The sequence below is a fragment of the Neobacillus niacini genome (assembly GCF_000759675.1).
Classification (GTDB): Bacteria; Bacillota; Bacilli; order Bacillales; family Cytobacillaceae; genus Neobacillus; species Neobacillus niacini_A.
Genome location: NZ_BAWM01000045.1, coordinates 99058 through 113988 on the forward strand (window position 1 = coordinate 99058; position 14931 = coordinate 113988).

The following is a 14931-nucleotide window of genomic DNA, read 5'->3' on the forward strand; positions in this document are numbered from 1 at the left end:
ACATTTTTTCACAATCTAATAAAGCCTATTTTTCTTACTTAAATAAATGGATTATAAAAACGATTTCCATCCCAAAAAGTAATGATCATTGAAAAGACAAACAAAAGGACAATAAGCATAATGGCTAAATAATCTGCTTTTGTAAAGAGTCTCTCATGGTACCATGATCTTCTCTTTTGACTGCCAAAGCCTCGAAGCTCCATCGCAGCACTTATTGTTTCAATCTGATTGAGGCTTGAAAAAATTAATGGCATTAAGATGGATGATGCATAGCGTAATTTTTTGGTCAATTTTTGTTTTTTTGATAAATCAATCCCTCGCGCCTGTTGAGCTAGTGAGATGTTTTGATAATCCCGCTGAATATCTGGAATATATCGCAGCGCAAGAGCTACTGCATATGAAATTCGATAGCTCACTCCGATTTTATTAAGAGAAGCTGCAAATTCACTTGGATGTGTTGTAACCATAAACAACAATGCCAGTGGAATAATGGTCAAATATTTAAGCGTTAAATTAGCTTGATAGAATAGCTGCTCAGCGGTTAAAGAATAATGTCCAATTATGTGAAGAAACTCATGCTTCGTATGATACATTTCAACACCCTGCATTGGTTCAAAAAGAAAAATAGCAATATTGTTTATAAACAAAAATAATAAGAATATATAGAATACAAAAGAAATATAACGAAATTCAACCTTCGATAAAAGAAAGATCATAATCCCTAAAATAAACATGACAACTAGTATCCTAGTATCATAGGTTATCATTGCTGTTAATGACCAAAGAATAAAACCTATCAGTTTAGCAGCTCCAGTAAGACGATGAATCGGGGATTCTTGATGAATGTAAGAAAGAATTTTATGTTTCATAGCTGCCGGGTCCTCCGATCAAAATGAATGAAGCGTTTGACAAAGTCTCGTTGGTCAAGAAACTCTGCTTTTTTAGCTAATTGATAGAGGGATGTTTCTTTTAAATTAGCCAGACGGATAACGTATTCATCTGTAAGGATGTTGGCAGGTTCGTCTTCTTTTACCTTTTGTCCCTCAGATATTACAATGGCTCTGTTTGTATATTCGAGCATCAAATGCATATCGTGGGTAATCATGATAATGGTGATTCCTTGCTGATTTAAGTTCCACAAAAACTCCATAATTTCGTTATAGTGTTTATAGTCCTGACCGGCTGTTGGCTCGTCCAATAAAATTAATTTCGGTCCTAGCACTAATACGGATGCAATCGTCACTCTCTTTTTCTGCCCGAAGCTTAAGGCCGAGATGGGCCAATTTCTTAATTCATAAAGCCCGCATATTTTTAAAGCATGAAATACTTGATCTTCTATATCTTTATCTGGTACTCCACGGAATTTTAATCCTAGTGCTACTTCATCAAATATGAAATTTTGAGAAATCATTTGATTAGGGTTCTGCAGTACGAAGCCAATATGATCTCCCCGCTCTTTTATGGAATGTTCTATAAGATTTTCACCTTCATATAAAATTTCCCCAGCTGCAGGAGGATAAAAACCGCATATTAACTTGGCAAGGGTTGATTTTCCAGCTCCATTTTTACCGATTAAAGATATTAATTCTCCTTTGTTAATCTGGAATGAAACATCTTTAATAATCTCTTTTGTTTTTGAATACCCGAAATGAATATTTTTTAATTCTAAAAGAACCTCATTTTTTGGTTTTTTCTCGGCATTTCCCACGGTCTCATACCATGCATGAAGCTTCGTTTTACTGACTTCAATGTTTAATGTCTTTAAACTTTTAGGCTTCAGCTCTGGAGTGATCGTACATCCTGCATATCTCAAAGCTGTCAGATAGAGCGGTTCACGGATGCCCGTATCTATAAGCAGATTTGAGCTTAATAATTCATTAGGTGTCAAATCCGCTAATACGCAACCCTCATCTATTATTACAATACGATCTATCTCACCATGCAGCACATCTTCCAGTCGATGCTCAATAATAATCGTTGTCTTTCCAGTTTGCTTATGAATACTGTCGATAAGTTCAATCGCCGTTTTCCCTGTTGCAGGGTCCAAATTTGCCAAGGGTTCATCAAATAGAAGAATATTTACATTATCAATCATACTTCCGGCAAGTGTAACCCTTTGCTTTTGTCCTCCAGAAAGGTCCTGTGGTGTTGAATCCAAATGCTCTGTCATATCTACCAGTTCAGCAACTCGGTTAACTGATTCAAATAACTCTTCTTGTGGAACAAACTGATTCTCAAGTTTAAACGCAATATCCTCTGCTGCAGTTAAACCGATAAATTGGGCATCAGGATCCTGTAACACCGTACCAACCATTGAAGATAGCTTAAAAATACTTTCCTCTTTTGTTTCTTTTCCAAAAATCTTTAAACTCCCTGAAATTTCACCAGGATAAAAAAAGGGAACCAGTCCATTTAAACAATGTCCTAATGTACTTTTTCCAGACCCAGATGGTCCTATAATTAGAATTTTTTCGCCTTCATAAATAGTCAAATTAATACCACTTAGTGTTGGAGAGGACTGTGCCCGGTAGTGGAAACTAAAATTAGTAAATTCAATTACTGGTTTTCTCATATTCAACTTCCTTCTGTTTATTAGACGAATAAAAAATGCCGATGATGGGAGATCACCGACATTCACTTCTTACAATTCTCGAGTCAAGCTGCCTTTTTTAGTACGCGTTTTTGCATATGCTATTGCTAGCAACGTTCCTAAAACACCAACTGTTACTATGTTAGCCGCACCCGCTACAAGGCCTTGAATGTATACTTTATTGGCTGGTTCTGCATAAATTAGGATATCTAAAGTAGGAGCGATTAAAAACCATGCTATAGCGTTTGTAATAACTTGAATGATATTAAAAGAAATAATAGCTTTTCCACCAAATTCCCCATCTCGAAGCTTGATCCGTGATGCTGCTAATCCTATTAGTAATCCCACGACTCCTGAAGAGATAATCCAGCTAAACCAGGGTGCTCCATAAAAAACCGCGTCCTTTATCGTATGACCAATTAATCCAATCAGCAATCCAGCGACAGGACCGTAAAGTAAAGACATTAGGGCCAGGAACGCATAAGACGTTTCTACATTTGTATTTGGTATGCCTGTTGGAATCGAACCAAACCTGCTTAAAATTATGAACACAGCAGCACCAATACCGATTGCGACAACCGTTTTAATCGATAGCACTTTCGAATTCATGGTAAACCTCTCCTTTTTTGGTAATATATAGTTGTAATATATTTCATATTCAGTTTATTTTAGAGTCAAATAAATTAGTATCGAACTTTTATACCATTTTCCAGCTGGGGTTAGCTATATTAGGAGACTTAAGAAATCCGGCTCATTCATTGGGCCGGATTTCTTTTAAATTTTACTTACCTTTTGATTTATTAATTGCATAATACTTCGGATAAAAAACATGAGAATAAAGGTGCTTATAAATGTGTGCTTCCATGTCCATGTATGGTATTCAATTAAATCGGTATATCTTTCAAATAGAACCTCAAGGACTGTTAAAGCAGAGGTGAACATTAAACAATATAGAAAAATGCCTTTAAAGCTGGAGTTATACGTTTTTTGATAGAAGTAAATACAAACAACGGGAAAGAGAAGATTTTCATACAGAAGGCTCGAAGTGAAATAGTTATCTAAAAACCTTATTGGATATTCAATCATGTTTTCTTCTACAACAAGAACGCCAATAAACGTTGAAAGATAAGCATTCAATAAAAAAATAATAATCCAGTCTTTGATGAAGGGCTTTCTTAAACTGAATATTAATAGGGTAATTCCAACTAGTAACAATGCCCACAAAATGATTCTTTCCATAAAAAAAATCCGCCTTCTAGTGTTAATTTCTCCTTTTATTATTACCAAATCTACAAATACATCTCAGTATTCAACAAAATTCGAGCAGCATCCCCAAATCAAACGTTTGATTAAATGTCCAAGAACCCTTTTGAAAAACAAACCTTGGCTAGTCTTGAGGAGAAATTATTGTCGAGGAAATAGTGACGGTTTTCGCTAATCATCTGCAGGAATCGTGAAAATAACTTTTTTCAACATAAAAATGCATTACACAAACGTTTGATTAGATTCGGTATGATTCTTTCACATAGCAGCTTTTTATCTCAAAAGCAGGGAGAAAATTGTCTATAATTAAACAACCAAAACAGCCCCATCTCGATTGAGAGGGGCTTTAAAAGTTTTACTTTGTGTTCATTAAGCAGTGAGTTCACGAATCGTATCAAGTGAGCGATTTATGAAATCTTGCAACTTCTGTAGGAATGACTGCCCCTCTTCCGATTGCAAAAATGTCGAGACTTTTTCTGCGGTCACACTTAACTGTTCTTTTACTTGATTCCAATCAATATCCATCGCCTTCAATTGGTTGAAGAAGTCTACTAACATATCTAACTCTGCATCTGTTAATGTAATCCCAAGTTCTGCGGCCACTTGTTCAATTAACGTACGCAAGTCAGCTTCTGTTTTCGGTTCATTCTTGGCGAATTCGTCCTTGACTTTTCCCATGAGAGCAGCAGCATTGTCCGCTCCAATCGAGTCACCAAGCTGTGCCGTTTTCACCATTTCTTCATTTGCCATTTTTTTGATTTCTTCCGGAATTTCTTTATTCGTTGTCGCCTCATAAGCTTTCATAATGCCTGTCAAAGCAGCTGTTCCTGATACTTCAAACGGCGCGGAAATCTGTATGGTTGCATCCTTTACACCGGCTGTAGTCAAGGCATTGATATACATTTCATCCGTAACCCATGTAATATTGTTTGTCTGAACCTCTAATCCGGAATCTTTAGCTCCCATAGTAATACTCGCTGATGAAATCGCACGGGAACCAATTTGTGACTTAGGAATAAACTCCCCTAAATAATCATGCTCTTCTTTATTGGACACCGTAATCATTTGTGCGTTTTTCGGTACCTCTAACTCTGCTAACATATCTTTTTCTTGCTGTTCGGTTAGGTTTTCTCCTAATGAAACAATAACATCTCCTTCTACTACATCTGCAAAGCTCATAGAAGGAATAGAGAGAAGCATTGTTATCGCAAGCAACATTGCAAGTATTTTTCGTTTCATAAAAAGACCTCCTGTTATACATGTAATCATTCAAAAAAGAATGGTTCATGTTTCGCCAATAGATCAAATTGGCTTTGCATTATCTTAACATAGGGGTTTGGGAATTCATTATAAGAATGGATAACATTTATGCTAATTCTATTAAGATTCTTTCAAGCTAGATAAAAATGTTACAACCTTTAGTTAAACCACAATATAGTTTAATAAATATGTCTATTAAAATTCATTCAACAGGAACGTTAGTTCTACAAAAACACAACTAAAGTAACTGTTTAAATATATTCTGAATTGTTAAACTATTAGTAACTCCCTAGAATACACAGAAAACTAATTCTGTCAGGAGGGATACAAATGGAGAAAAGATTACGTTTAATTCCGTATCAAGTGAATGAAGTCGTCGAAGTGGTATCTGAGGTGCCTGAAGGTATTAAGATGATTGGGGCTCCAAAAATCTGGGAGAAATCGAAAGGTAAAGGAATCACGGTGGCAATACTGGACACAGGATGCGATATCACCCATCCAGATTTGAGTGAACGGATTATCGGCGGACGGAATTTTACAGATGATGATAATGGGAACCCTGACTTATACACTGACTATAATGGTCATGGAACGCATGTGGCTGGTACAATTGCTGCCGTCCAAAACAATAACGGAGTCATTGGTGTTGCACCTGAAGCAGGCTTACTGATTTTAAAGGTGCTCAATAAAAATGGATCAGGACAATACGACTGGATTATAAATGGAATTAACTATGCAGTTGAACAAAAGGTGGCTATCATCTCCATGAGTCTTGGCGGTTCTGAGGATGTACCTGAATTGCATCAAGCGATTCAAAACGCAATCGCTAATCAAATTCTAGTCGTTTGTGCTGCTGGAAACGAGGGAGATGGACAGGAGTCCTCTGATGAATTCTCCTATCCTGGCTCATACAATGAAGTGATCAGCGTGGGAGCCATTAATCTGCAACGCCGTTCTTCTGAATTTTCAAATTCGAATAATGAAGTAGACTTAGTGGCTCCTGGTGAAGAAATCCTTTCAACATATATAAACGGAAAATATGCTAGGCTCAGCGGAACTTCAATGGCAACACCGCATATATCCGGTGCACTTGCCCTCATAAAAGATGTAGCCAACAAAAACTTTGAGCGTAATCTGACAGAGCCTGAGTTATATGCACAATTAATTAAGAGAACAGTTCCTCTAGGAAACTCGCCAAAACTCGAAGGCAATGGATTGCTGTACTTAACAGTCGAGGACTACTTATCGGATGTGTTCAACCAAAAATTATCTGCCCAAGTGTAAAAATATAATGAAATAGGTCTTTCAAGAATAATAGATTGAACAAAGGGCAGCCATTCGGCTGCCTTTTGTATTTTTATACTTGGTCAGAGTAGTCTGTCATTATAGGTATAATTAATTATTTTAATTTTCAAAATTATAAAATAAAATATTGGTATAATATAGAAAAGGTGGCGATAATAATGAAAGCGCTTAAATCAATTGTAATCTGGGGATTAATTGCAGCCCTTGGGGCAGCAGGATTTGCAGTAATGGCGTTAAATAGCGGCGAGAGCATTAATGCAATTTGGCTCTTGACAGCAGCTGTTTGTGTTTATGCAATTTCCTACCGTTTTTACAGTAAGTTTATTGCGAATAAAGTGTTCCAGCTGGATGACAAACGTAAAACACCTGCAGAAATACATAACGATGGAAAAGACTATGTCCCGACAAATAAATGGGTGTTATTTGGACATCACTTTGCGGCCATTGCCGGTGCTGGACCATTAGTGGGTCCAATTCTTGCAGCGCAAATGGGCTATTTACCTGGAACACTGTGGATTGTAGTCGGTGTTGTTTTAGCTGGGGCTGTTCAGGACTTTATTATTCTTTTCGGCTCTATGCGCCGAAATGGTAAGTCACTCGGTGAAATGATTAAGGACGAAATGGGACGTGTAACCGGTCTTATTTCAATGATTGGTATTTTAGGAATTATGGTTATATTATTAGCTGTTTTAGCATTGGTAGTCGTGAAAGCCTTAGTGGGAAGTCCATGGGGAATGTTTACAATCGCCGCTACCATTCCCATTGCTATTTTTATGGGAATTTACATGCGTTATATTCGTCCAGGACGTGTTGGTGAAGCTTCCCTCATAGGTATTGTATTATTACTTCTTTCACTAATCTTCGGACAAACAGTTGCGGAAAATCCAACGTTAGCAGCTATGTTTACCTTTAAAGGTGAAACGATTGCTATCATGATGATTATTTATGGTTTTGTTGCATCTGTCTTACCTGTATGGCTTCTTCTTGCACCACGTGATTATTTGAGTACATTTTTAAAAGTTGGGACCATCTTTGCACTAGCGTTAGGGATCATTATCGTTGCACCAAATCTTGAAATGGCTGGTGTTACAAAATTCATTGACGGTACAGGTCCAGTATTTGCAGGAAATCTCTTCCCGTTCTTATTTATTACAATTGCCTGTGGATCTGTTTCTGGGTTCCATGCTTTGGTTTCCTCGGGTACAACACCAAAAATGATTGAACGTGAATCACACGCCCGTCCAATCGGTTATGGAGCAATGCTCACTGAATCATTTGTTGCGGTAATGGCAATGATTGCTGCCTGTGTATTGACACCTGGTATTTACTTTGCCATTAACAGTCCACCTGCTTTAATAGGTACGGATGTTGTCCAAGCTGCCACTACCGTTTCCAGCTGGGGCTTTACCATAACTCCAGATGATTTAAAAACACTAGCAACCGACGTTGGGGAGCAAACCATTCTTTCAAGAACTGGCGGTGCACCGACGCTTGCAATCGGTATGGCTGTAATATTTTCAAATGTAATTGGGGGAAAGGCGCTAATGGCCTTTTGGTACCATTTCGCTATCCTATTTGAAGCACTGTTTATTTTAACTACGATTGATGCAGGAACACGTGTTGGACGTTTTATGATTCAAGATATTATCGGTACTGCTTATAAGCCATTTGCTAGAACGGATGCTTTAATTCCAAATATTATTGCAACGGCGCTATGTGTACTGTTTTGGGGTTACTTTTTATATCAAGGTGTTATTGACCCTCTTGGAGGAATTAATACACTATGGCCGCTCTTCGGTATTGCTAACCAAATGCTGGCTGCGATTGCCCTGCTGCTCGGTACGACGGTTCTCTATAAAATGGGCAAAAAAGCATATGTTTGGGTAACACTGCTTCCGACAACATGGTTGCTAATTGTCACTTTAACTGCAGGCTGGCAAAAAATATTCCATGAAAACCCAAAAATCGGCTTCCTAGCACATGCTAACATTTTTAAAGAGGCATATAATGATGGAAAAGTGCTGGCACCTGCAGCATCACCTGCACAAATGAAACAAGTTCTGATAAATGATTATGTTGATGCCACATTATGTGCTATTTTTATGGCGGTTGTAATTGTAGTATTAATTTCTGCGATTAAGATTTGGATAAAAATTATTAAAAACCACAAATTACCATTGCATGAGACACCACCTGTGCCTCGCGACGGAGGAGATTTGAAAAATTATGCTTAACAAATTAATAGAAATTATTTCGTACAGAAAGCAATTCCTTAGTCTTCTTGTCGGCGTTCCAAGCTACGAAACTTACGTCGAGCATATGAAAAAGCACCATCCAGGCGATTCTGTGAAATCAAGAAAAGAATTTTTCTGTGAGGCACAGGAAGCCCGTTACAACGCCAAAGGCGGTAAGGTTTCGAGGTGCTGTTAACCAAAAAAGAACAAAGAAGGTAGGTCTGACACCTTCTTTGTTCTTTTTAATTTATTATTGACAGCCTTAAGCTCCTTCAGTGATTATTTTTTCTGCCTCCTTTTTTAATAATTCTGCCCTATCTGTGTTTTCCCACGGTAATTTGATATCCGTTCTTCCAAAGTGGCCATAGCATGCAGTTTGAAAATAAATAGGCTGCCTAAGATTTAACATTTGAATGATCCCTGCAGGGCGAAGGTCAAAATATTTTCTTATAAGTTGAACTATCTTAGCCTCTTCTATTTTCCCAGTACCAAACGTTTCAACAGCTATTGAAACAGGTGCAGCTACGCCAATAGAGTAAGCCAGTTGGATTTCACATGTATTTGCAATCCCTGCTGCAACAATATTTTTAGCTACATAACGTGCTGCATAGGCTGCAGAACGGTCAACCTTAGTTGGGTCTTTTCCCGAAAAAGCACCGCCCCCATGGCGGGAAAATCCGCCATACGTATCAACGATAATTTTACGCCCCGTTAATCCTGCATCACCCTTTGGTCCACCAATCACGAATCGACCAGTTGGATTTATAAAATATTTTGTGCTTTCATCAATCAATTCTGGTGGCACCACGTAAGAAATGACATATCTATGCAAGTCTTTTTTTATTTGTTCTAACTCAACTTCAGGTTTATGTTGTGCAGAAATAATAATTGTGTCAATTCGAACAGGCTTTAAATTTTCGTATTCCACAGTAACCTGTACTTTTCCATCCGGACGTAAATACTCTACCAAACCATACTTTCGAACTTCTGCTAAACGCCTAGCAAGCTTATGGGACAGGTAAATTGGCAATGGCATTAATTCTTCCGTTTCATTACAAGCAAAACCAAACATAAGCCCTTGGTCTCCTGCACCAATTTGGTCTATTTCATCCTCCGTCATTAAACCTTCACGGGCTTCTAGCGCTTGATTTACTCCCATTGCTATATCAGAGGATTGCTTGTTCAGAGCTATTAAAATCTTACAAGTATCAGCATCGAGTCCAAACTCTGAGCTTGTATACCCGATATTTCGAATTGTGTCTCTTACTATTTTTAAGAAATCGACAGAGACGTTCGTGGTAATCTCCCCAGATAAAACAATTAAATCCGAACTAACTGAAGTTTCACATGCAACACGAGCATTTGGGTCTTTTTCAAAAATGGCATCTAATATAGCATCAGAAATTTGATCACACATTTTATCTGGATGACCTTCAGTAACCGATTCTGATGTAAAAAGGTGACTTTGTTTTTTATACATTTTATCTCATCTCCCAAAATAACAATCTTTGATACTATTTATCTTTTAAATCTTTCCATTTTCCACGTTCCTGACTAAAGATGTGAGATTTCTTATATCCCGTGCTGCTTCCCGTTTCAATACTAATTGTTTTCCAATAGCGAGGGCTAATCTTTCTCCTTTTTCTCTTAATTTCGGATCCGTAATGCTTTCCAAATCAGAAACATGGGCTAATCCAATCACTCGACGCATCATTTTACAGCCCGCATATCCGAAGGTATCTTGAAGTAACCTCAGCAAATAATCATCTTCATATTCCTGTAGAGATGCAAATTGTTCCTTTGCATTTTCCTTCCATAAGCTTCTAAATTCTTTTTCAAAGATTGTCCAAATTTTCTCCACTAAATATAGTAGATAATCTTGGTATTGCAGCCGTTCATTTTGATCTAGTGTATGTCCTTCATGTGCACAATAATTCAGTAATAGATTAGCAATGACAGCGCCAATATCAAAACCCATTGGCCCATAACATGCGAACTCTGGGTCAATCACTTTCGTGTCCTTTTCTGTGACCATAATGCTTCCGGTATGAAGATCCCCATGGATAAGAGCCTGAGCATGAGTAAGGAACCTTTCCTTTAACTTAGCGATTTCGAGTTTAAGCTCAACATGACCCCAAATCTCTTTTACTTCTTTCATTATTAGAGGGTTAAATTGATTCGTCTTTGCATCATAGTAGGGATCAGTAAACACAAGGTCTTCAGTAATTTTGCACATTTCAGGATTTATAAACTGCCGTACTTTTTGTTTTTTAGTTTGAGGATCTAAAGCTAAATCTGAAGTTAAAAACAATGTTCTAGCTAGAAAAGTGCCAATGTGTTTTGCAAAATACGGATAATGTTTACGGCCAATGAGTCCTTTGCGCATGATAATATGTGTAGATAAATCCTCCATGACTGTTAATGCCAATTCCTGATCATAATGATAAACTTGAGGAACTGAACCAGGACAAATTGTATTTTGTATCATCAATGCCTCACTCTCAATACGTGCTCTATCCAATGTTAATGGCCAAGACTCCCCAACGACTCGTGCATAGGGAAGAGCTTGTTTAATTATGATGCTTTTACCTTGCAAACTATCTTCCTTTATATGAAATACCAGATTTAGATTTCCATCCCCAATTTCCCTACACACGAGGTTAGCATTCTTCGCAAATAAACCCGGAATCTTTCGAACAAATTTTATTGTTTCTAACTCACTAAGAACACCATAACTTGAATCTGCCATGTTTCTCCTCTTCCCTTTCACAAATACTTATCACTAGTAAAGCAACTGGGTAATAACATTGAGACTTTAAATGGTGGACAAATAATTGTTTTTCTCAGTTTACTCACTAAAAAGTCTATCTCATCATATGTTATTTTCTAAAGGGGGGTGATTAATTATTGAAAAATAACAATTTTATAATCAAAGCATCCAACCAAATGGGGCGTCTGCCAAATCAGTTTTTCTCTACATTAGTTGGGAAAGTTAATGGTTTTATTGGTTCAGGGTATGACGTTATTAATCTTGGACAAGGCAATCCAGACCTGCCTACCCCATCTCATATTGTTCAATCTTTACAAAATGCTGCTCTAAAACCTATCAATCATAAGTATCCACCGTTTACAGGCAAGATTGAACTGAAGGAAGCTATCTGTACTTGGTATCAAACAGAATTTGGAGTTACATTGGACCCAGAAAAGGAAGTTGCTATATTATTTGGAACAAAAACCGGACTCGTAGAAATTTCACAAATTTTATTAAATCCAGGTGATATTGCACTCGTTCCTGACCCTGGATATCCTGATTACTGGTCTGGAATTGCTATTGCGGGAGCCGATATGGTTCAGATGCCATTAGATTATTCCAATGCATTTTTCCCGGATTTTTCTAAAATAACGCCTAACCAGTGTAAACATGCCAAATTAATGTTCCTTAATTATCCATCAAATCCAACAGGAGCTTGTGCTACTAGTTCCTTCTTTGATGAAGCTATTGGCTTTGCGGAGAAAAATAATATTGTCATTGCTCACGATTTTGCCTATGGAGCAATCGGCTTTGATGGGCACAAACCGATCAGCTTTTTATCACGTCCGGGTGCCAAGGATATTGGTATCGAATTTTATACTCTGTCAAAAACCTATAATATGGCAGGATGGCGCATCGGATTCGCTCTTGGTAACCATGAGCTGATTCAATTAATCAATCAATTTCAAGACCACTATTTTGTCGGTTTGTTTGGCGGCATTCAAGATGCAGCCGTTACAGCATTAACCTCATCACAAGAATGCGTTGGTAAACTTGTTGATACTTATCAATTACGACGAAATGCTTTATTTGAAGAACTCCAAAAGCTTGGTTGGAGTGCTCCACTTCCTAAAGGATCATTCTTTGCCTGGCTGCCAGTTCCAAAAGGGTACACATCAAGCGAATTTGCCGATACCTTATTAGAGAAAGCAAAGGTTGTTGTCGCACCAGGAATTGGATTCGGAAAGCATGGTGAAGGGTATGTCCGATTAGGATTGCTTGCAGAAGAGGAACGAATTCGAGAAGCTGTGCAGCGGATTTCTAAGCTCTCAATCTTTTAATGTTGTCTACTAATATAGAATTCGTGACATTTTACGATGTAATAGAAATTTTAAAGCAATTTAAAAATTAGAGGAGGTGAAAATCATAACAAAAAAATGGAAAAAACTAACCTTGAAGCCATTCAAAAAGCCTTTAAAACCCTACAAACTGTGAAAGAAGCACTTTCGATAAAAGGCTGGTTTCCAGCAACGAGCGGGAACTTATCCATTCGGGTCAAAGGTCCCCCATTAGAGCAAAATCAGTCTATTATCGCGATAACCACTAGTGGAAAAGACAAATCCATTCATACTCCAGAGGATTATATTTTAGTTAATATGGATGGAAGCCTCGTACTTCCCAGCAACTTAAAACCTTCAGCTGAAACTTTAATTCACACCTCTATTTATCAACGAATCCCTAATTGTCAAGCGGTTTTTCATGTCCATACGATTCCTAATAACCTTATTTCGGAGCTTTACGCTGATCAAGGAAAAGTTACCTTCATGAACCATGAAATTATTAAAGCCTTTGATATTTGGAAAGAAGGTGCGTCAATAACCATCCCAATAGTAGAAAACTATTCTTCCATTTCAAAATTAGCAGAAGAAATCAGCAAGGTTATCAAACCGGAGGTTCCTGGGGTGTTAATTCGCAATCATGGTATATATGCTTGGGGAGATAGTGATTTTACAGCTAAACGCCATTTAGAAGCATTTGAATTTCTTTTTGAATACCAAATTAATATGTATTTCCTAAAAAAATTCAAATAAAATAATTAACAAGGAGAGTATACTATGGCAAATATTCGCATTCGTAATACGAATGAAAGATTAACAAAAGAACAAGAGGTTAAAAGTTTTCTAGATAAACATGATGTCCTTTATGAACATTGGGACATGAACAAACTACCTATTAGCCTGCATAATCATTTCTTACTTTCAAATGAGGAAAAAGAAGAAATTCTAAGGATCTTTGATGACGAAATTAGATCACTTGCAAATAGACGCAGCTATAAGGAATGGGACGTTATTGCATTGTCAGATGCTACTCCAAACTTGGACGAGCTTTTGAAAAAGTTTGAAAAGGTACATGTTCATACAGAGGATGAAGTACGTGCGATTACTGCAGGAAATGGGATTTTCACCATCAAGGGTGAAGCTGGGTATTTTGATGTAGAATTGTCCCCGGGAGATGTGATTTCTGTTCCCGTTAACACACCCCATTTCTTTACTTTAGTGGAAAACCGCCAAGTTGTGGCCGTTCGCTTGTTTATCGATTCTTCAGGCTGGGTTGCTCACCCTTATGAAGATCCTGATTTTAAACGATAATGGAGATTAAACGTATTAATTTTATTAACATGAATTAGCCTCTTTCATCTGAAAGAGGCTTTTCTAAATTGAGGGTCTCAATGATTAAGTGATTCTTGATCAAGAAGCCAGTATAGACCATCATGATCCGCAATTATTTCTAGGAAGTCATACTTTCCTGATTTATCTATTGATTTCCATCTCGTATAAGCAATTGAGACTAACATCGAAACAAAGGCATTTCGAAAATATTCTTTCTTAAAATGTTCCTCATTCCACCCTTGTATATTTAGGATAGAACCTGGAACTTCATTGATTTTTTTTAATGCATCAACTAAGAATGACTTTTCCTTTTCTGTTGCTCTTGTTTCCTTTATGTCAAAAGGAAAATTCCTTTGAGGGCATGTTTCTAAATAAACCCTCTTAGATGCTCCCGATATCGGAAAATGATTTAGCCAATCACTCATCTTATGATAACTTTCTGATTCCCATCTTTGATTTATCTTATTTCCATTATTTCTTTCAACATCGACATCACGAATATAATACTCTGGTTTTATTGGAGAACTTAAACAAGCGCCTATTGTAAAAATGAGATATTCCTTTAAAAAAGTACTTTCCGCATTTTTATATCTATTTTTCGAAAAAAAATTAATATTATTGTACAAAAATTCAAAAGCATCTTCGTTTTCATTCGTTTTCAATTTCCAATTTGTTCGATCTTTATAAAGGAGGACAGCACAATCTGTTTCATTGTGATAACTAGATCCAATGTTAACTCCAATAAACAAAGACCTTTCTTGGATTTCAGTAAAATCTAAAGGTGTTATTTCTTTGTTATTTTGTTTTCTGCCTCCCAAAGGGATACCGATCTCATTCGTTAATTTCAATTCAATCCAC

General features: G+C 37.2%; 14 protein-coding genes. 6 read left to right on the forward strand and 8 right to left on the reverse strand.

The features are described from left to right. Positions 1-38: 38 nt before the first annotated feature. From TR08_RS17360 to TR08_RS17380, 5 genes are all read right to left on the reverse strand, one after another. The gene (locus TR08_RS17360) at positions 39-869 is read right to left on the reverse strand and encodes an energy-coupling factor transporter transmembrane component T family protein (RefSeq protein WP_045520243.1); all 831 of its coding nucleotides are present in this window, start codon (positions 867-869) and stop codon (positions 39-41) included. Further along, positions 866-2572, reverse strand: a complete 1707-nt coding sequence (locus TR08_RS17365; protein WP_045520244.1) for an ABC transporter ATP-binding protein — start codon at positions 2570-2572, stop codon at positions 866-868. Before TR08_RS17365 ends, TR08_RS17360 begins: the two co-directional genes overlap by 4 nt. 69 nt (positions 2573-2641) lie before the next feature. Then, entirely contained in the window at positions 2642-3199 is a 558-nt protein-coding gene (locus TR08_RS17370) for an ECF-type riboflavin transporter substrate-binding protein (protein WP_045520245.1), read from the reverse strand. Positions 3200-3364: 165 nt separating this feature from the next. Continuing rightward, positions 3365-3829 (reverse strand): CBO0543 family protein, encoded by a 465-nt coding sequence (locus TR08_RS17375; RefSeq protein ID WP_045520247.1) that lies wholly within the window; start codon positions 3827-3829, stop codon positions 3365-3367. 393 nt (positions 3830-4222) lie between these two features. Next, positions 4223-5092, reverse strand: coding sequence for a DUF1002 domain-containing protein (locus TR08_RS17380; protein ID WP_045520249.1), 870 nt, complete (start codon positions 5090-5092; stop codon positions 4223-4225). 351 nt (positions 5093-5443) lie between these two features. Here TR08_RS17380 and TR08_RS17385 point away from each other — a divergent pair, with 351 nt between their 5' ends. The 3 genes from TR08_RS17385 to TR08_RS17395 all read left to right on the forward strand — a co-directional run bounded on the left by TR08_RS17385 (position 5444) and on the right by TR08_RS17395 (position 8848). Next, complete coding sequence (locus TR08_RS17385; protein WP_045520251.1) at positions 5444-6397, forward strand: S8 family peptidase; 954 nt, start codon at positions 5444-5446, stop codon at positions 6395-6397. Positions 6398-6576: 179 nt separating this feature from the next. Beyond that, a complete protein-coding gene (locus TR08_RS17390) occupies positions 6577-8652 on the forward strand; it encodes a carbon starvation CstA family protein (RefSeq protein ID WP_045520253.1) in 2076 nt (691 codons plus the stop codon). After that, positions 8645-8848 (forward strand): YbdD/YjiX family protein, encoded by a 204-nt coding sequence (locus TR08_RS17395; protein ID WP_045520255.1) that lies wholly within the window; start codon positions 8645-8647, stop codon positions 8846-8848. The genes TR08_RS17390 and TR08_RS17395 overlap by 8 nt, the downstream gene beginning before the upstream one ends. A gap of 66 nt (positions 8849-8914) precedes the next feature. On the opposite strand, the gene metK is transcribed toward TR08_RS17395, so the two are convergent. Together metK and mtnK are read right to left on the reverse strand one after the other, a co-directional pair. Next, a complete protein-coding gene (metK, locus tag TR08_RS17400) occupies positions 8915-10132 on the reverse strand; it encodes a methionine adenosyltransferase (protein ID WP_045520257.1) in 1218 nt (405 codons plus the stop codon). A gap of 45 nt (positions 10133-10177) precedes the next feature. After that, positions 10178-11401 (reverse strand): S-methyl-5-thioribose kinase, encoded by a 1224-nt coding sequence (gene mtnK / locus TR08_RS17405; RefSeq protein WP_045520259.1) that lies wholly within the window; start codon positions 11399-11401, stop codon positions 10178-10180. Between the two features lie 158 nt (positions 11402-11559). Here mtnK and TR08_RS17410 point away from each other — a divergent pair, with 158 nt between their 5' ends. From TR08_RS17410 to TR08_RS17420, 3 genes are all read left to right on the forward strand, one after another. Beyond that, a complete protein-coding gene (locus TR08_RS17410) occupies positions 11560-12744 on the forward strand; it encodes a pyridoxal phosphate-dependent aminotransferase (RefSeq protein WP_274521020.1) in 1185 nt (394 codons plus the stop codon). A gap of 96 nt (positions 12745-12840) precedes the next feature. After that, positions 12841-13494, forward strand: a complete 654-nt coding sequence (locus TR08_RS17415) for a methylthioribulose 1-phosphate dehydratase (RefSeq protein ID WP_045520261.1) — start codon at positions 12841-12843, stop codon at positions 13492-13494. 24 nt (positions 13495-13518) lie between these two features. After that, on the forward strand, positions 13519-14052 hold the full coding sequence (locus tag TR08_RS17420; RefSeq protein WP_045520263.1) for a cupin domain-containing protein: 534 nt from the start codon (positions 13519-13521) through the stop codon (positions 14050-14052). A gap of 77 nt (positions 14053-14129) precedes the next feature. Here the strand turns inward: TR08_RS17420 and TR08_RS17425 are convergent, their stop codons facing one another. Further along, positions 14130-14921 carry a hypothetical protein gene (locus tag TR08_RS17425; RefSeq protein WP_045520265.1) on the reverse strand — a complete coding sequence of 264 codons (792 nt, stop codon included), beginning with the start codon at positions 14919-14921 and terminating at the stop codon, positions 14130-14132. Between the last annotated feature and the right edge of the window lie 10 nt (positions 14922-14931).